This is a genomic window from Burkholderia sp. SJZ089 (assembly GCF_007828315.1).
Lineage (GTDB): Bacteria > Pseudomonadota > Gammaproteobacteria > Burkholderiales > Burkholderiaceae > Burkholderia > Burkholderia gladioli.
The window spans coordinates 40,197-62,977 of sequence record NZ_VIUM01000024.1; the positions used below are offsets into that span (position 1 = coordinate 40,197).

18 protein-coding genes are annotated in these 22,781 nt (G+C 64.4%); 5 read left to right on the plus strand and 13 right to left on the minus strand.

Translation table 11 applies throughout. The annotated features are described in order from the left end of the window. Positions 1-473: 473 nt before the first annotated feature. Entirely contained in the window at positions 474-1,883 is a 1,410-nt protein-coding gene (locus tag FB600_RS32315) for an FRG domain-containing protein (protein WP_222106741.1), read from the minus strand. Positions 1,884-2,667: 784 nt separating this feature from the next. On the opposite strand from FB600_RS32315, the gene FB600_RS32320 reads away from it, so the two are divergent. Together FB600_RS32320 and FB600_RS32325 are read left to right on the plus strand one after the other, a co-directional pair. Then, the gene (locus FB600_RS32320) at positions 2,668-3,813 is read left to right on the plus strand and encodes a DUF3800 domain-containing protein (RefSeq protein WP_145757996.1); all 1,146 of its coding nucleotides are present in this window, start codon (positions 2,668-2,670) and stop codon (positions 3,811-3,813) included. Positions 3,814-4,434: 621 nt separating this feature from the next. Further along, positions 4,435-4,668, plus strand: a complete 234-nt coding sequence (locus FB600_RS32325; protein WP_145757995.1) for a SymE family type I addiction module toxin — start codon at positions 4,435-4,437, stop codon at positions 4,666-4,668. A gap of 127 nt (positions 4,669-4,795) precedes the next feature. On the opposite strand, the gene FB600_RS32330 is transcribed toward FB600_RS32325, so the two are convergent. Further along, entirely contained in the window at positions 4,796-5,194 is a 399-nt protein-coding gene (locus FB600_RS32330; RefSeq protein ID WP_013691373.1) for an FKBP-type peptidyl-prolyl cis-trans isomerase, read from the minus strand. A 359-nt stretch (positions 5,195-5,553) separates the two neighbouring features. On the opposite strand from FB600_RS32330, the gene FB600_RS32335 reads away from it, so the two are divergent. Next, positions 5,554-6,927 carry a sigma-54-dependent transcriptional regulator gene (locus FB600_RS32335; RefSeq protein WP_096751903.1) on the plus strand — a complete coding sequence of 458 codons (1,374 nt, stop codon included), beginning with the start codon at positions 5,554-5,556 and terminating at the stop codon, positions 6,925-6,927. Between the two features lie 39 nt (positions 6,928-6,966). Here FB600_RS32335 and FB600_RS32340 read toward each other — a convergent pair whose 3' ends face one another. From FB600_RS32340 to FB600_RS32365, 6 genes are all read right to left on the minus strand, one after another. Next, the gene (locus FB600_RS32340; RefSeq protein WP_374941982.1) at positions 6,967-9,372 is read right to left on the minus strand and encodes a PAS domain S-box protein; all 2,406 of its coding nucleotides are present in this window, start codon (positions 9,370-9,372) and stop codon (positions 6,967-6,969) included. A gap of 39 nt (positions 9,373-9,411) precedes the next feature. Beyond that, positions 9,412-10,539 (minus strand): hybrid sensor histidine kinase/response regulator, encoded by a 1,128-nt coding sequence (locus FB600_RS32345; RefSeq protein ID WP_096751905.1) that lies wholly within the window; start codon positions 10,537-10,539, stop codon positions 9,412-9,414. After that, on the minus strand, positions 10,539-11,159 hold the full coding sequence (locus tag FB600_RS32350) for a chemotaxis protein CheB (RefSeq protein WP_017919731.1): 621 nt from the start codon (positions 11,157-11,159) through the stop codon (positions 10,539-10,541). The genes FB600_RS32345 and FB600_RS32350 overlap by 1 nt, the downstream gene beginning before the upstream one ends. Before the next feature lie 5 nt (positions 11,160-11,164). Continuing rightward, positions 11,165-12,019: a CheR family methyltransferase gene (locus tag FB600_RS32355; RefSeq protein WP_096752917.1), complete on the minus strand. Its 855-nt coding sequence runs from the start codon at positions 12,017-12,019 to the stop codon at positions 11,165-11,167. A 16-nt stretch (positions 12,020-12,035) separates the two neighbouring features. Beyond that, complete coding sequence (locus tag FB600_RS32360; RefSeq protein WP_096751906.1) at positions 12,036-15,545, minus strand: response regulator; 3,510 nt, start codon at positions 15,543-15,545, stop codon at positions 12,036-12,038. Between the two features lie 206 nt (positions 15,546-15,751). Continuing rightward, complete coding sequence (locus FB600_RS32365; protein WP_098151289.1) at positions 15,752-16,513, minus strand: DUF892 family protein; 762 nt, start codon at positions 16,511-16,513, stop codon at positions 15,752-15,754. Between FB600_RS32365 and FB600_RS32370 the strand changes: the two genes are divergently transcribed. After that, positions 16,512-17,225 carry a hypothetical protein gene (locus FB600_RS32370; RefSeq protein WP_124076621.1) on the plus strand — a complete coding sequence of 238 codons (714 nt, stop codon included), beginning with the start codon at positions 16,512-16,514 and terminating at the stop codon, positions 17,223-17,225. The two genes, FB600_RS32365 and FB600_RS32370, sit on opposite strands and share 2 nt — an antisense overlap. Positions 17,226-17,408: 183 nt before the next feature. After that, on the plus strand, positions 17,409-19,664 hold the full coding sequence (gene glgX / locus FB600_RS32375; RefSeq protein WP_261383524.1) for a glycogen debranching protein GlgX: 2,256 nt from the start codon (positions 17,409-17,411) through the stop codon (positions 19,662-19,664). Positions 19,665-19,671: 7 nt separating this feature from the next. Here glgX and FB600_RS37395 read toward each other — a convergent pair whose 3' ends face one another. From FB600_RS37395 to FB600_RS32395, 5 genes are all read right to left on the minus strand, one after another. Further along, positions 19,672-19,842, minus strand: a complete 171-nt coding sequence (locus FB600_RS37395; protein WP_186097035.1) for a hypothetical protein — start codon at positions 19,840-19,842, stop codon at positions 19,672-19,674. 112 nt (positions 19,843-19,954) lie between these two features. Further along, positions 19,955-20,254 (minus strand): type II toxin-antitoxin system RelE/ParE family toxin, encoded by a 300-nt coding sequence (locus FB600_RS32380; RefSeq protein ID WP_145757994.1) that lies wholly within the window; start codon positions 20,252-20,254, stop codon positions 19,955-19,957. After that, a complete protein-coding gene (locus FB600_RS32385; RefSeq protein ID WP_096751910.1) occupies positions 20,244-20,489 on the minus strand; it encodes a type II toxin-antitoxin system ParD family antitoxin in 246 nt (81 codons plus the stop codon). The genes FB600_RS32380 and FB600_RS32385 overlap by 11 nt, the downstream gene beginning before the upstream one ends. A gap of 395 nt (positions 20,490-20,884) precedes the next feature. Continuing rightward, positions 20,885-21,754 (minus strand): type 1 glutamine amidotransferase domain-containing protein, encoded by an 870-nt coding sequence (locus FB600_RS32390; protein WP_105820345.1) that lies wholly within the window; start codon positions 21,752-21,754, stop codon positions 20,885-20,887. A 30-nt stretch (positions 21,755-21,784) separates the two neighbouring features. Then, positions 21,785-22,588: an SDR family NAD(P)-dependent oxidoreductase gene (locus tag FB600_RS32395; RefSeq protein ID WP_145757993.1), complete on the minus strand. Its 804-nt coding sequence runs from the start codon at positions 22,586-22,588 to the stop codon at positions 21,785-21,787. Between the last annotated feature and the right edge of the window lie 193 nt (positions 22,589-22,781).

Genomic DNA, 22,781 nt, shown 5'->3' on the forward strand with positions numbered 1-22,781 from the left:
CTTGAGCGCATTACCCGTGGGCTTCTTCTGACCAATCTACCACTTCTGCCCTGTTGGGCGATGTCCCTCAGTCTATTGAACGCGTGAGGCGAAGGTTGCGGTTCCTTTGGCCTGGATGAGAGCATCCAGGCGCCTCGCGAGCAAAGAGGGGAACCACGGAGATGAAGTCTCGCATGAAGCCCAGCCACTGGCTGTGACGAAGCGAGCGACAGCTTCTGGCCGAACTCAGCCGGTCGCTGCCCCCGACGCGCGACCGGCGACTTCCGATCCAAACCGTCCCTTTAGATTATTCTAGAACGGTCGTCATTTCCCAAGGAGAGGATCAATTCGGCTCCGTGCGGTCGGCGGCTAGATCCGGGGTGGCGCGGCATTTTTTCCCTTGCTGGCTAGCGCCTTGAGTTCACGTATCTGAAAATTTCGATGTCGACGGAACCCCGGCACTGCTACCAGCAGGTGAGCCCCTAGTTGTCCCGTCAGGTTTCTGGAGAGTTGTTGGACGCGGCATTAGCGTCTGTTTTGACAGGTCGCGGGGACCGATGCTGCTCCCGCAGATGATCAGCGGTCTGGTCGATGCTGGGATATACGGTCGTTGCGTTGATGTTGATTCGGTCGAGCTGCTCGAGAATGTGCGCCTTCTCTCGAATCGTGACCCGGCTGATTTCGATCCCACCCTGGCCGGCATCGGGAAGCGTCGCCTCGTGCCCGAACAACAGGAAGGCGCCAGACTGCGATTTGATGCGCGTATTAGTGCGTTTTGCCTTCACGCAGACGATGGACCCTAGATCGTCCGGGACGATTCGCCCCTCGAAAAAGCCTTTCTCCGACTTAATGTGGTGGAGCAACTTTCCGGCGACGTCCGTTTCATTAAATCCTACTTTGTCGAGGCTGAGATCGATTTCATTCTTCTGTGCATACGTCAGATTGGAGAGATTTGAAAGGCAACTGACGGTATCTGAGTCATAGTATTTCACTAGCTCCGACGATACTTGGAAGACAATGACCTCACCGTCAATTTCCGGTTGGTCCGGCCCAGAGGAGCAGGCGAAGAAGAGCGCCACCAGCGGGTTGCCGGAGATGTCAAGCAGCCTCGTAGGCAAGCCGTAGTGCTGCATGCGCACAAGGCGGTCGAAGCAAAACTGATCGCCGTGGAACTCATCGTGATGCGCGATCAGTAGTTCCTTGCAGAGTCGATCCTCGCTCGGCATGAACTGCCAGTCGCCGTTGTCCCATTTGCGCAGCAACGACGGCGTCAGCTCATAACGAGCGTTACTGTGGCCTCTGAAGAAGGTCTCAGTCGCGGCTTTTGCCGGCGAGCCGTAGAGCAATTGGAGGAAGGACTCCACACTCTCGGCGACGCCGAGGATCTTCTTGTCACGTGGCGGAGGCTGGATCTCTGCATCGTCAGCAGCGGGCGCCTCTTGCTCCGCAACGCGAGGAGCAAGATCGGGATTAAGCTTGATCAATCGGTCCAGCACCTCCCGCGCGTCGCCTTCACGGACGGCCCAGTGAGTGCGGTGAAGCTGGAACCGATCCGCGCCGAACACCTCCCCGGCGTCCTGAACGTCGTCGAATTCGACCTCGCCGAAATTGATCAATGTCTCGAAAGTGGTGGAGACGTCCTTCGGGCCGGGCGTGGTGCCGGAAATCCGACCGTACCTGATGAGCATGGAGACGGTGTTTTGGTTTAATTTGGTCTCGCTGCACAGAAAGGTCGGCAATTTTTCCAGAAAGGCGATCGCCGTCGAGTCGAGGCTTTCAAGCCGCTTTTCGGTGTCGGACGGCGTGTACTCGAACATGCGCCCCCGGCCCATGATGACGCGATCAAAGTTTCCCTCGAGATATTCCCAATTACCGAAGGAGATGTAGTTGAAGCTTTCCACCATGCGTCCCCATTCCTTTGTCTATTCTGTCGTTCAACACGAAGCATAGTCGCGCCCGCATTTGTATGTTCATTTCGCAGAAGCGACGTTCCTTCTATCCAGGGATGAAAGGGCTGTGGCTCATCCGGCCGGCACATAGGCGAGCAGTAATCTGTTTGTGCGTCGCCGGGTATAGGCCATCATTGTACTTGGGCGCCCATCTCCGCTCGCTGAAAGGCCGTTCATGGCCGCAAACCAGCCGCTTGAACGACTTGGTCGCCCAGGCGGCGAGAGGTATCTGTTGGCCAAACGCGGCCGGCCGCCACTCAGCAACGCGCGACCGTCGCAGATCGACCCGTAGTTGTCAGTCGCGGCGGCGACGCGGTAATGACGCTGTCCAACCGTCAGCGGACGTTCGTTTAGTTGCCAAGACTACCGCGCCCTCTACACCCACCCATGAATCGACCACGCTACCTGTTTGTGCGGTTCATTTTGGCCTAATGTGTCATCTGCGCGGCCGCCCAGCATAGCTGCTGAGCAACCAGAATGAAAAACCGGTCGTACGCAGCGATCCAGTTAGGCGATGATTGGCCAGTGCTTGGTTCTCCTCTGCCGCGCGGCCACTTTGGTAGGGCATGGTGAGAGCCTACCCAATTAGAGATGTACAATCTCCTGGAGATTCGGGGAATGCTGCATCGTCTACAACGTGCGGCTGGATAACAAGCAATCTCGAAGCTACCTCACACTCATGAAGTAACCGCGACGCTGGGTGTTGCTGCGCCGGCGAAAAAACAAAGAGGGTTGTCTAATGCCACAAAAAATCTATTTTGACGAATCGGGGTTTACGGGAAATAACCTACTCCATCCTGATCAAAAGTTCTTTGCGTATGCTTCAGTTGCCACCAGCGACGACGAAGCTGACGAGTTTGTGAGGCGCGTGATCGAGAAATATGGTGTGCAGGGTGGTGAGCTAAAGGGTAGCAAGCTTGTCAAATTCGCTCGCGGAAGGAAGGTAATTGATGAGATTCTCGAAATATTCGGAGGAAAGATAAAAATATCGATCTCAGATAAGAAATTTGCATTGGCGTGCAAACTCTTTGAGTATATTTTTGAACCATCAATTTCCGATATAAATTCGATTTTTTATGGCGTTGGTTTCCACAAATACATTGCGAATATTCTCTACCTTGAGTTTTCAGCCCGCGGCGCTGGTGCCGAGGAGATATTCCGTGAATTTGAGGAACTCATGCGCTCCGGCGACGAGGAGAAGCTGCCGAACATCTTCTCTTCCTCAGTCCATTCTGAAAATTCACCGGTAATAGCGCAGATCCGCGAGTTTGCGCAACTCCGCTCGGATGACATTCGCGAGGAACTTTCTGCGCTCAAAAATTCTGGTGCTGGGAAGTGGATTCTTGATTTGACGAACACGGCTCTTTACACGCTACTTGCGAGCTGGGGGTTGCAGCACTCCTCAATCACGGCAATCTGTGATCCGTCCAAACCGCTTCAACACGATCCACGCATCTTCGAATCGATGATTGGCCGCGAAGACAAGTTATTCAGTGACTTTGGTAATGAACGACACCCAATCACGTTCAACCTGTCAGGCCCACTCGAGTTCGCAGACTCAAAGAAAACCCACGGCATTCAGATTGCCGACGCTGTCGCCGCAGCAGCAGTTTATGTTTTCTCCAATGCGAGCGACGAGACTGCACAGAAGTGGCAGACGACAATCCTCCCTGTAGCAACATTCGGCAGCGTAATGCCCGACTTCGACGAAGTGCGATTGCGAGACTTTCGAGTTCAGCGCAACGCTCTGCTCCTCATGGAGTTGCACGCGCGCGCAAAAGCTGGGAAGAGCTTAACGGAGGGAATGCCCGAATACATCAGCGCGCTATCCCGGCGCCTCGCTGCGGACCCGATACTCTTCAAAAGTTTCGCTGGCGCCTCGTGAGCACCATACGCGATCAGAACGACTCAGTATTGGTGACGAGACTCCGTCGTCCCTCGTCACCAACTGGCGTCAAATACATCGCTGATGGGACCGGTCGTTACATCTTTTGCAGGCGACAATCGTTGATCGACGGTCTGCTGTCTGGGGCGAAGCTGACCTTGAGCGTCGGTCAGAAAGCGCACACGAACGACCGGTACTGGCCGGTTGCTGCCATTACTCAGAACAATAACCACGTGCATTGGCAGCTCATTAATTCGCCGTCTCCATCAATTAGACGGATATGCGCCGTCTTTCCCAGCCCCACGCCCTATCCCAAACGGCCAGTCCCAACCTCCCCGCCCCCACCCGCGCTACTCTAGCTCTACATTATCGCGCAGGCGCGAGCTTTCACCGGCATACAAAACATGCCAGCTTCTCTCGCTCAAACCCGCCGCGTAAACGAGCGCGACCTACAGGTGCTGACACACCCATAGGCCGCTAACCACCACTAACTCACATGGGAGTTAACAATGGCTGAAAAAGAATCATAACGCACCAAACAGTTTCCCCGACCGCTCCGTAACCATTCGGGAGTCTTGGCGCTACCTCGGCGAATTCGACCCAAAGAAAGACAGAACCGAAATGACCACGTTCCCTTGGATGCGACTTGCCGGCTACTGGCTGGAAGATGCCGGTTTCATCCCTGGGCATCGCGCGCGCATCAAGGTGACGATGGGCCAATTGATCATCACGCCGATCGACGAATCGGAGGTTGACATCACCCGACATGGAATCCTTAGCGTCGACCAGACAACGGGAGTTCGCCGCGGGATGAAGCCACGGAAAAAAATCGCGTGGGACGACACGCCAATCTGAGTAACCGGGGGGGCGCCAATCTGCGCGAAGCGCAGCATCAACCACCCACCAGCACTCCAGACACAAAAAAGCCCGGCCAAGGCCGGGCTCCTGCACCACATATCCTGAGTGAGTGACTGAGCGAGCGTTACTGCCCAATCCCCAGCAGCTCCACCTCGAACGTCAGCTGGCTATTCGGCGGGATCACGCCGACGCTGCGATCGCCATAAGCCGTTGCCGCCGGGCAGGTCAGCTTGGCCTTGCCGCCCACCTTCATCTTCTGCACGCCTTGCGTCCAGCACGGGATCACGCCGCCGAGCGGGAAGGTTGCCGGGCCGCCGTGCTTGGCCGAGTTGTCGAACTCCGTGCCGTTGGCGAGCGTGCCGACGTAGTTGACGCGCACCACGTCGCTGGCGGTCGGCTGCGCGCCGGTGCCCGCCTTGAGGGTTTCGACGACCACGCCCGAGGGCAGCTTCTCGACGACGTTGGCGGCAAACGCGGACACGGCGAAGGACGATGCAGCGAGCAGAGCGATCAGTGATTTCATTCGATATCCCATGGTTGAAAGGCACGCCCATTATATCGGCAGCGCGTGACGGCCTCGCCGATCCGGCGACCGACGCGCGGCAGGCCCGGCTCTTGCTTGAATCGTCCGCCCAAGCGCGGGGATGCAGATGCCGGCCCGCCGCGCAGCCGTGGAAACGGCGTCGAGGCGGAACGGATTACAAGCGCGCTGTATGATTGCGCGCTTTTTACATGCTCGGGAATCGGCGTGCCTCCGATACCCTCGCTCCTCTCGATCCAGCGTCGAAGATTCAACAGCCGCACCGGCAAGTTCCGGCATATCGCCCCCGCAGCACAACCCGGCCCTGAGCCACGGCCTATTCGGTCCCCCCTGGAGTATTCGTGTCCTACGTACTGGTTGTCGAAGACGACGCAGATTCCCGCGACATGCTCGCCGCCCTGGCGCAATCGCAGCAATTACGCTGCGAAACCACGGCGACACTCGCGGACGCCCGCCGCTTGATCGCGGGCGATCCCCCCGACCTGATCCTGTGCGACCTGGTGCTTCCCGACGGCAACGGCATGGATCTGTTCAAGGACCTACCGAAAGGCACGCACTGCGAGATGGTCCTGATGACGGGCCATGCGAGCCTGGAAACCGCGATCGACGCACTGCGCCGCGGCGCGAGCGACTACCTCGTCAAGCCGGTCAACATGCAGCGGCTCACGCGCATCCTCTCGCGCCTGCCGCGCGTGAGCGCCCTGCGCGCGGAAATCGATTCGCTGCGCCAGGAGCTCCAGCAGCTCGGCCGCTTCGGGCGCATGCTCGGCACCTCGCCGCCCATGCAGACCTTGTACGACGCGATCAACCGCGTCGCCAGGACCAGCGCCTCGGTGCTGCTCAAGGGCGAATCGGGCACGGGCAAGGAACTCGCCGCGGGCACCATCCACGACCTGAGCCTGCGCCGCACCGGCCCGTTTCTCGCCATCAACTGCGGGGCGATCGCCGCGAACCTGGTGGAGAGCGAGATGTTCGGCCACGACCGGGGCAGCTTCACGGGCGCCGATCGTCAGCACAAGGGCTTCTTCGAACGCGCCCACGGCGGCACGCTGTTCCTCGACGAGATCACCGAGATGCCGATGGAATCGCAGGTCAAGCTGCTGCGCGTGCTCGAAACCGGGCGCGTGACGCGGCTCGGCGGCTTGAAGGAGTTCGACGTGGACGTGCGCATCGTGGCGGCCACCAACCTCGATCCCGAAGCCGCGATCGCCAACGGCAGGCTGCGCGCCGATCTCTATCACCGCGTGAACGTGTTCCCGATCACCTTGCCGCCGCTGCGCGAGCGCGGCGACGACATCGCCATGCTGGCCCGCGCGTTTCTCGAGCAACTGAACGAGCAGGCCGGCAACGAGATGCGTTTCGCGCCCGCCGCCCTCGCCGCGCTCGCCAATTTCAAATGGCCGGGCAATGTACGTGAACTGCGCAACTTCGTGCAGCGCGCCCGCATCTTCAGCGACGGCGAACTGATCGAGACGCTGCCGCCGCCGATCACGGTCGAGGTGGCCGGCAACGAAGCCGAGTTCGGCGATTCGGTATCGGTCGAGCTCGGCGCCCCGCTGGACGAGCTCGATCGTCAGATGATCCTCGGCACGCTCGCCAAATGCGGCGGCGTGAAGACCCATGCCGCCGAGGTGCTCGACATCAGCCTCAAGACGCTCTACAACCGTCTCGCGCTGTTCGAGGACGGCGTGGCGAGCGACGACCAGATGGCCTGAGCGGGGAAGCGGCGCACCGCACTCACGCGGCGTGCCGGGTCACGCCGTCGGCTGCGCCCGCGATATCTTCTGCACGGCGCCGAACAGCTGATCCGCATCGAAGGGCTTCTGCAAGGCGGTCCAGGCAAAGGCCAGGTCCGCCGCCTTGGAAACCACGTGCCCGGAGGCGAAGATCACGCGCAGGTGCGGATGGGCATGCACCGCCTGCCTCGCCAGCTCCATGCCGTCGATATCCGGCAAGGCCAGGTCCGTCAGGAGAATGTCGCAGGCCTCGCTGTCCAGCACCGCCAGGGCCCGGCGCGCATCCTCCGCGCGCAGCACGACGTGGCCGCCCATTTCCAGCAGCATCGCCGTCGCCTCCAGCGAATCCGCGTCGTCATCCACCACCAGCACCCGCCGGCCCACGACCTCGCCGCACGCCGGCGCGTCCTGCGGCTGCGGGCTGCTCGGTGCCGCCTCGCCGGACATGGCGGCCACGGCGGGCAGCGCGGGCGGCTCGCCGCTCGCGGCGAGCATCTGGCGCAGCTTGGCGGCAAGTTGCTGGCGGCTATAGGGCTTGCTCAACAACTCCACCCCGGGGTCGAGCCGCCCGCCATGCACGATCGCATTGCGCGTGTAGCCCGAGGTGAACAGGATCTTCAGGTTCGGCAGCAGTTGCTTGGCCTGGCGCGCCATCTCCGGGCTGCGCAAGGGCCCGGGCATCACCACGTCGGTAAACAGCAGGTCGATATGCGCGCCGCTGCGGATCACGGCCAGCGCCTGCAGCGCGTCGTTGGCCTTCAGCACCTCGTAGCCCAGGCCCGTCAGCGTGTCGATCACGGTCGACTGCACGGAAGGATCGTCCTCCACCACCAGCACCGTTTCGCTACCCTGATGAATCGCGCCGGGCCTCGTGCGCGGCGCGCCGACGGGCACCCCGGCCGACCTCGGGAAATAAGCCTTCACCGTGGTGCCGTAGCCCACCTCGCTGTAGATGCGGATATGGCCGCCGCTTTGCTTGACGAAGCCATAGGCCATGCTCAGGCCGAGCCCCGTGCCGGCGCCTTCCGACTTGGTGCTGAAGAACGGATCGAAGGCGCGGGCCAGGATCTCGGCGGGCATGCCCACGCCGTTGTCGGTGACGGCCAGCATCACGTACTGCCCCGGCGGCACGTCCGATTCGGCCGCCACGTAACGCTCGTCGAGCGCCTCGTTCTCCAGCTCGAGCGTCAGCTTCCCGCCTTCGGGCATCGCCTCGCGGGCATTCACCGCGAGATTGAGCACGGCGTTCTCGAACTGATGCGGGTCGATCATGGTGTGCCAGAGCCCCGGCGCCACCAGCGTCTCGATGTCGATCGACTGGCCGAGCGTGCGCCTGAGCAGGTCGTCCATGTCGCGCAGTTGCCGCTCCAGGTTCACGACCACCGGCTGCAGCGCCTGCTGCCGCCCGAAGGCCAGCAGGTGCGTGGCCAGCCGGGAGCCGCGCTCGGTCGCGTCGATCGCCTTCTGCAGGCGCTCGATGGTCCAGGGGTCGCTTTCGTGGCGGCTCGTCAGCAGATCCAGGTTGCCGCGCAGCACCTGCAGCACGTTGTTGAAGTCATGGGCGACGCCGCCGGTGAGCCGCCCCAGCGCTTCCATCTTCTGCGCCTGGAACAGCGCCACCCGCGCCTGCTCCAGTTGTTCGGCCGCCTGCTGGCGTTCGGTGATGTCGCGCGTCACCTTCGCGAAGCCGGCGAGTTCGCCCTCGTGCCGGATCGCGTCGATCACCACATGCGCGAAGAAGCGGCTGCCGTCCCGCCGGACCCGCCATCCCTCGGCCTCGAAGCGCCCGTTCCTGCGTGCCGTTTCCAGCGCGTTCTCGGGAACGCCGGCGGCCACGTCCTCCTCGGTATAGAAGCGCGAGAAATGCGAGCCGATGATCTGCCCGGACGCGTAACCCTTGATGCGCTCGGCACCCGGGTTCCAGCTGACGACATGGCCATCGGGGGAAAGCATGAAGATCGCGTAGTCCACCACGCCCTGCACCAGGATCCGGAACTGGCGCTCGCTTTCCAGCGCCGCATCCTGGGCGGCCTTCCTGTCGCTGATGTCGCTCAGTACCTTGACGAAGCCGAGCAGGGCGTCGCCGGGACCACGCAAGGCCGTCACGACGGCATCGGCCCAGAATGGCGCGCCGCCCTTGCGCACGCGCCATCCCTGTTCGGCATGGCGGCCGTGCGCGGCCGCGGCGGCCAGCGTCTGCGCGGGCGCGCCGGCGGCACAGGCCTTCTCCGGATAGAACGAGGAAAAATCCTGGCCGATGATTTCCGTGCCCTGGTAGCCGCAGGCGCGCTCGGCGCCGCGATTCCAGGTCAGGATGCGCCCCTGCGGCGACAGCAGGCAGATCGCATGGTCCTCGGTATCCCCAATCCATCCGCTTTGCCAGTCCCCCATCGGACCGGCCATCTGGTTCATCGCACTGTTCATGATCTGTCTAGCTTGCGTCACGTCCATCAATCCATCGGCTTAGCCGCGCGATGCCGTCTCGTCACGTTCGTCCGAGCGCGGCAGCTCGATACGGAACGTGGTGTGATCCGCCTCGTCCGTCACCACCTTCACCGCGCCGCGATGCATCTGGGCGATCTTCTCGACGATGTGCAGCCCCAGCCCCAGGCCGGCGCGGCGCGGCGTGTCGGCCGCGCCGGGCCCGAAGGCCTCGAACAGATGCGGCACGACGTTCTCGGCAATCACGCCGCGATTGCGGACCTTGACCGACACCCGGTTCGCCGCCTCGCCATCGACCTCCACCGTCACCACACTGTCCGGCGCGCCGTGCTGCAAGGCATTGCTGACGAGATTCGAAATCGCCTGCCATAGCAGGTCGCCATCCCAGTTGCCGGCGCCGTCGCCGCGCTCGACGATCTCGACGCGGTCACCGCCGTCGCCGCCGCGGAACTCGTCCGCGATCGAGCGGCACAGCGTGCCGAGCTGCACCGCCTCGCGCTGCAACTGAAGCCTGCCGCCCTGCAGACGCGCGAGATTCAGCAACTGATGGACCATCCGCGCCATGCGCTGCGAACTGCTCTTGATGCGGTTCGCCACCTTCACCGTCTGCGGGCCGTTCGGCTCGCGCAGCAGGTACTCCGCCGAGGACAGCACCGCGCCGAGCGGCGTGCGCAGGTCGTGCCCGAGCACCGCCATCAGCATCTCGTTGGCCGCGAGCAGCGCGCGCGAAGTCTGCAACTCCTCGGCCAGCAGCCGCTTGTGGCGTTCGAGCTGCACGAAGACATCCACCTTCGCCTGCAGGATCTGCGGATTGACGGGCTTGTAGAGGAAGTCCACCGCGCCCGCCTCGTAGCCGCGGAAGGTGCGCGAAGCTTCCTCGGTGGTGGCGGTCAGGAAGATGATCGGCACATGGGCGGTGCGCGAGCTGCCGCGCATCAGCGAGGCGAGCTCGAAGCCGTTCATGTCCGGCATGTTGACGTCCAGCAGCGCCAGCGCCACCTCGTGCACCAGCAACAGCTCCAGCGCCGCGGTTCCCGATTGCGCCACCAGCAGGTTGACGCCATCCCGGGCCAGCAATGCCTGCAAGGCCGTGATGTTGTGGGCGATGTCGTCGACGATGAGAATGTTGACAGAAGCCATGGTCTGCATCAGGAGTAAGCGGAAAAGGCGGCCAGCCGGCCGGCCATGGTGAGCGGAGAAAGAATCTCATCCGCCGCGCCGCGCGCGATGGCCGCCAGCGGCATGGCGGACGCTTCGGCGGTGGCCGGGTCCTGCACCCAGGCGGTGCCGCCCGCGGCACGGATGCGGGCCAGCCCCGCCGCGCCGTCGTCGTTGGCACCCGACAACAGCACGCCCAGCAGGCGGCGGCGAAAACAATGAGCCGCCGATTCGAACAGCACATCGATCGACGGACGGGAAAAGGCCACGCGGGCATCCACCGACAGGGCCACCGTCAGGTCGTCGGCAACCAGCAGATGATAATCGGGCGGCGCCACGTAAACGTGACCGGCGGCCAGCGGCTCGCCGGCATCGGGCTCCTGCACCGGGAGCAGGCAATACCGCGCGAGCGCCTGGGCCAGATGGCTCGGCGCATCGGTGGGCAGATGCACCACCACCATCACGATCGCGGGAAACGCGGCGGGCAGCGCGCCGAGCAGGATGGCCAGCACTTCGATGCCGCCGGCCGACGCGCCGATCGCGACCGCCTCGTAGGGCGGCCGGGCGGGAGCAGGCAGCGCGCCGGGTGGAGACGAAGCAGGTAACGACATGGCCGTCAGCGTTTCCGGTAGATGCGTTCACGCCGGCTGAAATCCTCGAAGGCCGGATGCTGGCCCGAGAAACGCAGGCTCTCCTTGATCCCCAGGCCCAGGAAACCTCGCCGCACCAGGGTCCGCTCGAACAGGGCCAGCGCGCGCTCCCGCAGTTCGCGCTCGAAGTAGATCAGCACGTTGCGGCACGACACCAGATGCGCCTCGAGGAACACCTCGTCGGTCGCGAGGCTGTGGTCGGCGAACACCACCCGCTCGCGCAACCGGGACGCGATGCGTGCCCCGCCGTAAGCGGCATGGTAGTAATCCGACAAGGACCGCTTGCCGCCCGCCTCCAGATAGTTCCGGGAGAAGCCCGGAATGCGGTCGGCGGCATAGATGCCGGCTTCGGCACGCGCCAGCGCGTCGGGATTGATGTCGGTCGCGTAGAACATCGTGCGATCCGTCAGCCCTTCCTCGTCGAACAGGATCTTCAGCGACCAGAGTTCCTCGCCATTGCTGCATCCCGCCACCCACACCTTGATGGAAGGATAGGTGCCGAGCACCGGCAGCACGTGCTCGCGCAGCGCCTGGAAATAGGCGGGATCCCGAAACATCTCGCTGACCTGCACCGTCAGGTACTGGAACAGGCGCGTGAACTCGTCCTCGTGGCGGAGAATGCGGTCCTGCAGTTGCGACAGCGTCGGATGGCCGAATTCCGCCAGCGCCTGCGTCAGGCGCCGGCGCAGCGAGGGCAGCGAGTAGTGGCGGAAATCGTGCTGGTATTTCAGGTAGATCGCATCGAGCAGCAGCTTGAGCTCGATGTCGAAGTTATCCATGCGCAGCGCTTCGACGTCGTCGTCACCGTATTGCGATTCCATGCCGGCGGTTTCCATCCTAGCGCTGCCGCAGCCAGACACGACACAGCGACACCAGCTTGTCGATATCGATCGGCTTCGAAATGTAGTCGTCGGCGCCCGCCTCGATGCAGCGGATGCGGTCGTGCTCCATCGCCTTCGCGGTCAGCGCGATGATCGGCAGCCGCATGAAGCGCGCGTCTTTCCGGATCGCCGCCGTCGCGGCCAGGCCGTCCATCTCCGGCATCATCACGTCCATCAGGATCAGGTCGATCTTGTGCCCCTGTTCGAGCAGCTCCAGCGCCTCGCGCCCGTTGCGCGCGATGAACAGCTTGGCGCCGAGCGGCTCGATCACGTGCGAGAGCGCGAAGATGTTGCGTGCATCGTCTTCCGCCAGCAGGATCGAGCAGCCCTCGAAGATGTCGTCGCGCTGGCGCACGGTGCGCAGCATGCGCTGCTGTTCCGGCGCGAGGGTGGACTCGACGCTGTGCAGGAACAGCGTGACCTCGTCCAGCAGGCGCTCGGGCGAGCGGGCGCCCTTGATGATGATCGACTTGGAATAGCGCCGCAAGCGGTGCTCCTCGTCGGCCGACAGCGCGCGGCCCGTGTAGACGATCACCGGCAGCAGCGCGCGCGCCGGATCGGCGGCCAGCGTTTCGAGCAGGTCGTAGCCGGTGCCGTCAGGCAGCGCGAGATCCGTCACCACGCAATCGAAATCGACCAGGTTGAGGTTCTCCAGGGCGCTAGCCAGGGTGTCCACCGCCACGATCTCGGTGGTCTCGTTGGTGAGCAGGTCGCGGATGCCCTCGCGCATCGCCGTGTCGTCCTCGATCACCAGCACGCGCTTGAAACGATGCTCCAGGCGCCCCTCGATGCGCCGGATCGCGTCCTCCAGCGTCGCGCGCGCGGCAGGCTTGAGCGTGTATCCGGCGGCACCCAGGTGCAGGGCCTTCGCGATATGGTCGGTGGCGGCCACGATATGGATCGGGATATGGCGCGTGAGCGGATCGCTCTTCAGCCATTCGAGCACGGTGAGCCCGGAACGATCGGGCAGCCCGACGTCGAGCAGGACCGCCGTGGGCTGCATGTCGCGCACCAGCGCGACGCCCGAGCTGCCGTCGGCCGCGTGCACGAAGTCGAAGTCGAGTTCGTGCACCAGATCGCGCAGGATGCCCGCGAATACCAGGTCGTCCTCGATGGCGAGGATCAGGCGGCCCGGGCGATGCCGATTGTCGCGATCGTCGGCGATGGGCTTCGCGAGCATCGCGCCATGACCGCCCTGGCCGCCGCCATTCGCCTGGGCGACGGGGCTCGCGACGCCGGTGGCGCGCAGCGCCTCGCGCGCGTCCTGCGGCGCGGCCACGACGTCGGCCTGCTGCGCGGCGCGCGCCGGGTCCAGCGCGGCGGCCGGCATGGCCAGGTCGAGCGGCAGGCGCAGCGTGAACACGCTGCCCGCGCCGGGTTCGCTCACCACGTCGATGCGCCCGCCCAGCAGCTCCGCGAACTTGCGCGAGATCGACAGGCCCAGGCCGCTGCCGCCGTAATGGCGGCTGGTCGAGCCGTCGGCCTGCTGGAACGCCTCGAAGATCATCTCGAGCTTGTCCGCGGCGATGCCGATCCCCGAATCGCGAACCTCGAAGCGGATCTCGCCCGCGCCATCCACCGAGATGCCCAGGGCGACCTCGCCGCGCTCGGTGAACTTCAGCGCATTGGAGAGCAGGTTGCGCAGGATCTGCACCAGCCGCTGACGATCGGTCACGATCGTGCCGGGCGTGCCCGGCGCACGCGTGATGGTCAGCGTCAGCGCCTTGCCCTCGGCGATCGGCGAGAACATTTCCCGCATCGACCGCATGACCGTATCCAGCACGACCGTCTCCGGCTCCATCACGATGTGCCCGGCCTCGACCTTCGACAAATCGAGGATGTCGTTGATCAGGTTCAGCAGGTCGCTGTTCGAGCTGTGGATCGTCTGCGCGTAGTGGACCTGCTCGTCGGTCAGGTTGCCGCCGCGGTTTTCCTGCAGCAGGCGGGCCAGGATCAGCGAGCTGTTCAGCGGCGTGCGCAGCTCGTGGGACATGTTGGCCAGGAACTCGGACTTGTAGCGGCTGGTCTGTTCGAGTCGCGCCGCGTTGGCCGAAAGCGATTGCTGGGCACTCACCAGTTCCGCCTTCTGCCGCTCCAGGCGCTGCGCGTATTCCTCGAGCTGTGTATTGGTCTGCTCGAGTTCGGCCTGGTGGGATTGCAGCCGCGCCTGCGAATCGATCAACGCGCGCCCCCGTTCCTCCAGCCCCTCGTTGGCGACACGCAGTTCCTCCTGCTGGACCTGCATTTCCTCGTTGAGTTGCTGCGCCTCGGCCAGGGTTTCCTGCAGGCGCTCGCGATATTGCGCGGCGGCGATGAAGCCGCCCGCGCTGTTCGCGATCAGCTCCAGCAGTTCGAGATCGCGATCCTCGACGTCGCGCATGAAGGCCAGCTCGATGACGCCGTTCACCACGTCGTCGTTGACCACCGGCAGCACGACCAGGCTGCGCGGCACGCTGCCGCCCAGCCCGGACGTCACCGTGAGGTAGGTGTCGGGGGTATCTTTCATCACCACCGTGCGCCGCGACGAGGCGGCCTGGCCGACCAGGCCCTCCGAATCCCGGAAGCTGCCGCCGCTCGCCTGCTCGTGGCTGAAGCCGTGCGTCGCTACCCGGCGCAGATCGCCTGACGCGGCATCGCGCACATACAGGGCGGAAACCAGCGCGTCGAGATAATTGGCGAGGAAGTCCAGCGTGGCCTGCCCCACCGAGGCCAGGCTGCTCTGCCCGACCATCTTCTCGGCCAGCAGGCGCTGGCCGGAGCGCACCCAGACCTGCCGCTTCAGCACCTCGGTATGCTCGAGCTCCTGCCGCAGCGCGTCGTCGTAGGTGCCGGAGAGTTCCAGCAGCTCGCGGCGGCCACGCCAGGCGAGCACGCCGCTCACCAGCAGGCTGAACAGCAGGAAGGTGCCGACCACCACCGCCGTCAGGCTGCGCGCGGCGGCGCTGCGCTGCTGACGCAAGGCCAGCTCGATATCCAGAAAGGAGGTGAATTCGCGGCGCGTCTCGTCGAATTCGCGCTGCCCCTTGCCGGCCTGGATCGCGCCGCTGTAATCGGCGCCCTTGCGGCGCAGCTCGATGACCTCGTCGACCGAGCGATTCCATAGCGCATGGATCGCCTGGATACGCTTGAGCGTCTCGACCTGGGGGGGATTGTCCTGCACCAGCTTCATCAGGGAATCGAGCTCGGACTGGAACTGGCGCTCGCCGACCTCGTACTGGGACAGGAAGCGCTCGTCGCCCGTGATGAAAAAGCCCCGGCTCGACGACTGGCGCTCGACGGCCAGCCGCATCATCTCGTTGGCGTCGCCGATGACTCGCTCGGAATGCTCCACCCAGCTCATGGTCGAGACCAGGTACACCACCAGGCCGATGAACACCGCGATGTTCACCAGGCCCATCACGAGCGGGAGCGCGATGTTGCGCTGAATGATCCTGCGGAAGGAACGCTGGTCGATAGCGTCGGTCATGTATGCCTTTTCATCGATTCACCCCATTCGAATCGGCTTTCGAGCCGATTTCGTCCCCGTGTGGCGCAGACTGGTCAATCCGGCCGGCACACGTCGTCCCACAAGAGGTCGAACTGTACAGGCCTCGACCGATCCGCGAAACAATCACCGCGATAGCGGCGGATTTCCCTTCGGGCGAGTTGTTTATTCGAAAACGTATTCGCGTGCTACTGGATCCGCATCGGCATTTCATCCGACATCGGTGCCACCATCCGTGCGATGGCGGCATCGTCCATCGCGTCGTCAGGGGCGCCGCCCAGGGCCGCGAGCCCGCCGGCGATCGGGCCGATCTCCCCGTCGGCAGCCGTTTGCGGCTCCGGTTCGCCTTCTCCCTGGCCCTCGCCCGGCTGGTCGAGCCAGCGCAGCACGTCGGAACGACCCGCCAGACTGGCCAGCATGCGCGCATCGGTGAGCATTTCCTGCTCGCCGCGCATCACCCGCCGCGCCATGATGCGCATCCCGGCGTCCAGCACCTCGCCGGGCCGGGCCGCCTCGATCAGCTCCGCGATTTCCTCGGCCAGGCCTTCCATGGCCAGGCATTTGGTCGAATTCAAGTCGATCACGCACTGGGCGGCCAGCAACTCGATGAGCGCCAGGCGCCGCAGCGTCGCCTCGCGGCGGGCTTGCAGGCAGGTGGCGAGCGCCGGATCGGCGGCCAGCCGCGAGAGCGTCGAGAACAGCCTGGCCGCCTGCTTTTCGGCGTGGTGAAACTTCGACAAGGTGCGCAATAAAAGTAGGTCGATGGTTCTGATGGGCGCCATGATGAGCTCGTTGGTTAAACGGCGACGCATATTTAAAGCAATCGTCGTGCCACCTGGTTTCGCGCCCGCCCGACCAGGGCGCGCGAACCGTCCGCCCCTGCCCTCGCACCCTCGATGGAAATCGGCATCGCCCGGACAAGCCCTTCCCACCTGGCACGGATCTCGCATGTATCACGCATCCTATGTTTCGGCGTGCACCGAAACACTACCAATTACCCCCCGGCTGCTCGCACGAAAACGCGGGCTGCGGATAGCGATGACTTTGCAGTTTTTGCCAAAAACCGGAATAACGATGAACAATTTTCAACACGAAGGCTCGGCCGGCGGCGGCCGATGCGGCATCGGCGCCGAGCGGCTGCCGCTTCGCGGCGACCTCGGCAAGATCGCAGCGCCCTTTGTCGGATCGGTTTACTCGGGATCGGATATGAACGAAAAGCATGGTGAAGGCGGCCTGTTCGGCCTGGCGCAAGTCCTGGGCGGCGCGCCTTCGGAACGTCAGGCAGCCGGCGGCAACCCGGGATCGCTCGCCAGGCCGTTCGAATGCCTGGGCCGGACCTGGATCGTGCATCGGGCCAGCGCGGCGAACCTCGGCGACATGCCACGCTACGACATCGTCGACATGGAAACGGGCCGCAGCCAGGGCCAGGTCGCCGCGCCGACCCTCGCGGCCGCGCGGATCCTGGCGATCAGCTCGATGACGATGATGCCGATGCCCACCGCGAGCGAGCTGATCCGGCCGCGCCCGGCCGCCGGCAAGGCGAACGGGGCCGAGCGCCGCAACGATCCCTACCCGGCGCGCCTGCCGGCGCTCGACGCGGCTGCGGCTTGCGAACGCCCGCTGGCCGACGGCGGCATGCCGGGCGCGCACGGCACGGCCTGATACGGTCGACGCGGCAGCGCCCGGGCCGCGAGCACGGCACCGCGTTCGGTACCGTGCTCTTGTATTTCGTACACGGCACGCCGACGGAATCGGCCAAGCCGGCGCCACCCGGCGCGACGATCGCGTCGATGCCATTCGCGGCCCGGTTTTTGCTCGGCTCCTGCACCCTTCAGGAGCCTTGCCATGTCCACCGCGTTCGATACCCCACAGTCCACCACCGCTGAACGAGCGACGCCGCCCGCTTCCCGCGAGGGCCGCTTCGCCCGCGCCATCCAGGAAGGGCAGCCCTTCCCGCTCGGCGCGACGTGGAACGGGCAAGGCGTGAATTTCGCGCTGTTCTCCGCCCACGCCACCAAGGTGGAGCTTTGCCTGTTCGACGATGACGGCAAGACCGAACTGGAACGCATCGAGCTGCCCGAATACACCGACGAGGTGTTCCATGTGTTCGTGCCGGGCCTGACGCCGGGCGCCGTCTATGGCTACCGCGTGCACGGCCCCTACGAGCCCGAACGCGGCCATCGCTTCAATCCCAACAAGCTGCTGCTCGATCCCTATGCGAAGGCGCATGTCGGCGAGCTGGTCTGGTGCCCCGAGATCTTCGGCTACACGCTCGATTCGCCCGACGGCGACCTGTCCTTCGACGAACGCGACAGCGCGGCCTTCGTGCCGAAATGCAAGGTGGTCGACTCGACCTTCTCGTGGACCCATCCCGATCGCAACGGCCTGGCGCCCGATCGCGTGATCGTCTACGAGGCACACGTGCGCGGCTTCACGAAGATGCATCCGGAGGTGCCCGAGGCGGCACGCGGCACCTTCGCCGGCTTCGCGCACGAGCAGGTGATCGACTACCTGAAGGGGCTCGGCGTCACCACGGTCGAGCTGCTGCCGGTCCACACCTTCGTCAACGACAGCCACCTGCTCGACAAGGGCCTGACGAACTACTGGGGCTACAACACGATCGGTTTCTTCGCCGCCGATCCGCGCTATTTCGTCAACGGGAAGGCCTCGCTGGCCGAATTCAAGGAGATGGTGGACCGCTACCATCACGCCGGCCTCGAGGTGATCCTCGACGTGGTGTACAACCACACGGCGGAAGGCAACGAGCGCGGTCCGACGCTGTCGTTCAAGGGCATCGACAACGCATCGTATTACCGGCTGATGCCCGACCAGCCGCGCTACTACATCAACGACACCGGCACCGGGAACACCTTCAACCTGTCCTGCCCGCGCGTGCTGCAGATGGTCACCGACAGCCTGCGCTACTGGGTGGCGGAAATGAAGGTGGACGGCTTCCGGTTCGACCTCGCCACCATCCTCGGCCGCGAGCCGCATGGCTTCGACGAGGGCGGCGGCTTCCTCGACGCCTGCCGCCAGGATCCGCTGCTAGCCAGCGTGCGCCTGATCGCCGAGCCCTGGGATTGCGGGCCCGGCGGTTACCAGGTCGGCGGGTTCCCGCCGGGCTGGTCGGAATGGAACGACACCTTCCGCGACACGGTGCGCGCCTTCTGGAAAGGCGACGAGGCGATGGCGCCCGAGCTTGCCCGGCGGATCACCGCCTCCGGCGACAAGTTCAACCACCGCGGGCGGCGCCCGTGGGCCAGCGTGAACTTCATCGCCGCGCACGACGGTTTCACCCTGAACGACCTGGTCTCGTACAACGACAAGCACAACGAGGCCAACGGCGAGGACAACCGCGACGGCCACTCGGACAACCGCTCCTGGAACATGGGCGTGGAAGGCCCCACCGACGATCCGGACATCCGCGAGCAGCGCGAACGCCAGAAGCGCAACATGCTGGCGACGCTGCTGCTTTCGCAAGGCACGCCGATGCTCCTCGGCGGCGACGAGTTCGGCCGCAGCCAGCGCGGCAACAACAACGCCTATTGCCAGGACAACGAGATCAGCTGGATCGACTGGGCCGGCATCGACGAGGACGGCCGCGCGCTGGCCGACTTCGTGCGCAAGCTGACCACCTTGCGCCAGCGCCTGCCGGTGCTGCGTCGCGGGCGCTTCCTGACCGGCGAGCACAACCCGGCGCTGGACGTGACGGATGCGCGCTGGCTCTCGCCGGCGGGCGAGGACCTCACGCAGGCGCAATGGGACGATGCCTCGATGCGCTGCTTCGGGCTGGTGATCGACGGGCGCGCGCAGGCCAGCGGTATCGTGAAGGCGGCGTCGGACGCGACCTTGCTGCTGGTGTTCAACGCGCATTTCGACGTGGTGGATTTCACCCTGCCCGAGATCCCGGAAGGCGAGCACTGGACCTGCCTGCTCGACACCAATGTGCCCGTGCGCGACGCGCTGCCCGAACTGCGCAGCGGCGACGTCTACCAGGTGACGGGACGCTCGCTGCTGCTGTTCGCGCTCGAGGCGCCGAGCGCCGCGACGCAGCGCGTGTTCGATCGTCTGGAGACGGCGCTGACCGACAACGCCGAGTGAAGCCGGCCTATCGGCCGAGGAAGCGTGCAGGAGAAACGGGTTCCATATAATTCACGACGTCTTGATTCGTCATGATTGGCCCGAGCAGCACTTGCACGACCTGAACGGGATTGGCCGCCTCCAAGGCCTCGACGGCGGCCTGGAGTCGTTCGAATTCGACCGATGCATCGCATTGCATGGTCTCTCCCGAGTGATCGATATAGGTCTTGAACGCTCGGCCTTCTCAGACCAGCCGTTTCTCCATGGGACTCGTCGAGCCAGCGCGAGCCGCAAGCTCGGTCCGTGTCCCGCTACAAATGCCGGTCAACGTCCATGCGCTGATGCAGCACGCGAATCACGTCTAGGGTAGCCTTCGTTTCCTGATAGAAGATCACGTGAGATCCCACCAGGTAACGCCGATAATCATCGCTCGCGCGGCTGGATCGCCCTACCCAATCGCCGCGTGCCAGGCGCTCGAACGCCTCAACGAGGTCGCCCACGTAGCGCTCGGCCTGCTCGAGTGACCACTGCTCGAACGTGTAGGTCCAGATATCCTCGAGATCCGCCTCGGCCAACGGCGTCAATCGCACCGCCCGTGCCTCAGCCCACATGCTTGACGCGCATGCGCGCAAGGAACGCCTTGCCGTCGAAGGCCGCCGGCGCGCCGGATGCCTCACCTGCGCGCAGTGCTTCCTGCAAGGCCTTTAGCTCGGTTTCCTGCGTCTCGAGCAGCCGCAAACCGGCCCGAACCACGTCGCTGGCCGAGCCATAGCGCCCGGACGCGACCTGGGTATCCACGAACTGGGTCAGGTGATCCCCCAGCGAGATCGATGTATTCCGCGGCATCGTGCACCTCCTCATGAGGTTTCAATCATATACCAAAATTTGGTATCACCCGGGACAGCGTCCGCAGTTGGACCCGCGATAAGCATCGTTATGAGGTGAGCCACGTTTGCCTCGCCCTAACCGGCCGCCAAACACACCCCCTGTAACCCGCTTCAAAGAGATCTGGACGGCGCGATAGTATGGACTGCCCAGGGAATGCTAGACGCCGCTGGCTCATGATTGCTCGCCGGCTTTCCAGTGGAAGTCCAGATCCGCAATCAGGCTCGCGTTCCGATCTGATATCGGGGGAAACCGCGAACGGCTGTCGATCTCTCAAAGTGATATCGCGATCGCCACAAACACGAGAGCGGCTGGACATCTCCCGTCCAGCCACCCAGCCACCCTCCCCTCCCCCCTCAGCGCACCCGCGCGTTCAACTTCTCCACCAGCACATCGCCGAACTCCGGCGCCGACATCGGCTGCTGCCCCGTGATCAGTTCGCGATCGACCACCACGTTGCTGTGCCAGTTCGCCACCGAGTCGACATGCGCGCCGGCTTCGGCCAGGGCATTCACCGGGTAGAACTGCACATTGCCGCCCAGCCCGTTCGGCCCTTCGAGCGCCTGTTCCTCGCCGGTCGAGAACACCGTCAGGCGATAACCGGCATACGGCCAGCCGCTCGCCAGGGCATTGGCCTTGCCGTCGTTGGCGATCATCGACTGCACGAAGGCATGCGGATCATGCAGCGCGGCGAGCAGCACGATCGGCCCGTGGCAGATGATGCCGGTGGGGCGGCCGCTGTCGTGGAAGCTCAGCAGGATCTTGCCGAGGTTGCGGTCTTCCAGCAGGTCCACCATCGGCGCGTGGCCGCCGGGGATGAACAGGCCGACATAGCCGCCGGTGCCTTCGGCCACCACCGAGGCCAGCGTCTTCGGGTGCTCGAGCTGCGCGATGCCTTGCGCGTACTTCAGCGCATCCGCGCGCGCCGCGTCGTCGCCGCCGAAGAACATCTTGTTGTTCGAATTCGCGTCCATCACCGGCATGTCGCCCTTGGGATTGGCGATCACCGGCTCGTAGCCCGCCTCAACCAGCTTGCGGTAGGGCACCACGAATTCGTTGAGGTAGTAGCCGGTCGGGTACTTCTTGCCGTCGCGCAGATCGAGTTGATGGGCACTCGACATCACCACCAGCACCTTGCCGCGCGACTGCGCGGAAGCGCCAAGGGGAACGGCGAAGGTGGTGGCCGCCGTCAGCAAGGCAGCACCGATCTTGAACAGGTTCTTCATGATGGGACTCCTTCAGGAAAGGGAAACGATTCAGGCACCGGCCTTGGCGTCCAGCACGTAGCGCGGCGCGGCCTTGGCATTGGCGAACTGCGGTGCCAGCGCGCGGCGGTCCGCTTCCCAGCGCGTCCAGCCCTCGCCGTCGTGCAGGGTCGGGATGGTCACCAGTTCGCCCGCGTCGAGCCCGACCAGGGCGGCATCCACCAGGTCCTCGGCCGTCATGGTGCTGGCCGCTTCCTTCTGCTTCGCGTAGCCGGCCACGTCCCAGAACTCGGTCGCGGCGGGCAGCACCGACTGCACGCGCACGCCCTTGCCCGCCAGGTCGCGCTGCAACGCGTGGCCGAAGCTCAGCACATAGGATTTCGAGGCGCTGTAGACGCCGTTCAGCATCTCCACGGCAATCCCCACCACCGAACTGATGTTCACGATGGTGCCGGCGCCGCGCGCCACGAAGGCCGGCGCCACCGCATAGGTCAGCCGCGTGAGCGCGGTGATGTTCAGCTTGATCATGTCCTCCATGGCGTCGACATCGCCATCCAGGATCGAGGCGACCGAGCCGACGCCCGCGTTGTTCACCAGCATCGTGATGCCGCCGTTCTCGCGCAGCACGCTCTCGACCTTCGCCAGCGAGGCACGGTCGTTGAGATCGGCGACCAGCGGCGTGACCGAGCGGCCCGTCTCGGCGGCCAGGCGACTGGCGAGGGTGGTCAGGCGGTCCTGGTTGCGCGCCACCAGGATCAGGTCGTAGCCGCGCTTGGCCAGGCGGTCCGCGTAGATGGCGCCGATGCCGGCCGAGGCGCCCGTGATCAATGCGATTCCTTTCGTCGAGGCAGTCATGTCTTTTCCTTTCGTTGGGGTGATCCGGCTGGGTGCCGGTTCGTGAAGGGAATTCTGGTCGTGACCGCACCCATCCTCAATGTCGTATATGCAATGATTTAGGACATGACTGACAGAGAAGCCGGCGTGGACGGCAGGAACGCCAGATGACAGGAAATCGAAAGGAAAACAGCGAAAAGTTACGCGACGGGCA

Bases quoted from the DNA above. Each gene is read 5' to 3' on its own strand.
- FB600_RS32365 (WP_098151289.1), bottom strand. From the start codon at position 16,513: ATGCGAGATCCGTGCCAGGTGGGAAGGGCTTGTCCGGGCGATGCCGAT.
- FB600_RS32395 (WP_145757993.1), bottom strand. From the start codon at position 22,588: ATGACTGCCTCGACGAAAGGAATCGCATTGATCACGGGCGCCTCGGCC.
- FB600_RS32320 (WP_145757996.1), top strand. From the start codon at position 2,668: ATGCCACAAAAAATCTATTTTGACGAATCGGGGTTTACGGGAAATAAC.
- FB600_RS32370 (WP_124076621.1), top strand. From the start codon at position 16,512: ATGTATCACGCATCCTATGTTTCGGCGTGCACCGAAACACTACCAATT.
- glgX (WP_261383524.1), top strand. From the start codon at position 17,409: ATGTCCACCGCGTTCGATACCCCACAGTCCACCACCGCTGAACGAGCG.
- FB600_RS37395 (WP_186097035.1), bottom strand. From the start codon at position 19,842: ATGCAATGCGATGCATCGGTCGAATTCGAACGACTCCAGGCCGCCGTC.
- FB600_RS32345 (WP_096751905.1), bottom strand. From the start codon at position 10,539: ATGCAGACCATGGCTTCTGTCAACATTCTCATCGTCGACGACATCGCC.
- FB600_RS32355 (WP_096752917.1), bottom strand. From the start codon at position 12,019: ATGGAATCGCAATACGGTGACGACGACGTCGAAGCGCTGCGCATGGAT.
- FB600_RS32385 (WP_096751910.1), bottom strand. From the start codon at position 20,489: ATGCCGCGGAATACATCGATCTCGCTGGGGGATCACCTGACCCAGTTC.
- FB600_RS32330 (WP_013691373.1), bottom strand. From the start codon at position 5,194: ATGAAATCACTGATCGCTCTGCTCGCTGCATCGTCCTTCGCCGTGTCC.
- FB600_RS32325 (WP_145757995.1), top strand. From the start codon at position 4,435: ATGACCACGTTCCCTTGGATGCGACTTGCCGGCTACTGGCTGGAAGAT.
- FB600_RS32390 (WP_105820345.1), bottom strand. From the start codon at position 21,754: ATGAAGAACCTGTTCAAGATCGGTGCTGCCTTGCTGACGGCGGCCACC.
- FB600_RS32350 (WP_017919731.1), bottom strand. From the start codon at position 11,159: ATGTCGTTACCTGCTTCGTCTCCACCCGGCGCGCTGCCTGCTCCCGCC.
- FB600_RS32340 (WP_374941982.1), bottom strand. From the start codon at position 9,372: ATGAACAGTGCGATGAACCAGATGGCCGGTCCGATGGGGGACTGGCAA.
- FB600_RS32380 (WP_145757994.1), bottom strand. From the start codon at position 20,254: ATGTGGGCTGAGGCACGGGCGGTGCGATTGACGCCGTTGGCCGAGGCG.
- FB600_RS32315 (WP_222106741.1), bottom strand. From the start codon at position 1,883: ATGGTGGAAAGCTTCAACTACATCTCCTTCGGTAATTGGGAATATCTC.
- FB600_RS32360 (WP_096751906.1), bottom strand. From the start codon at position 15,545: ATGACCGACGCTATCGACCAGCGTTCCTTCCGCAGGATCATTCAGCGC.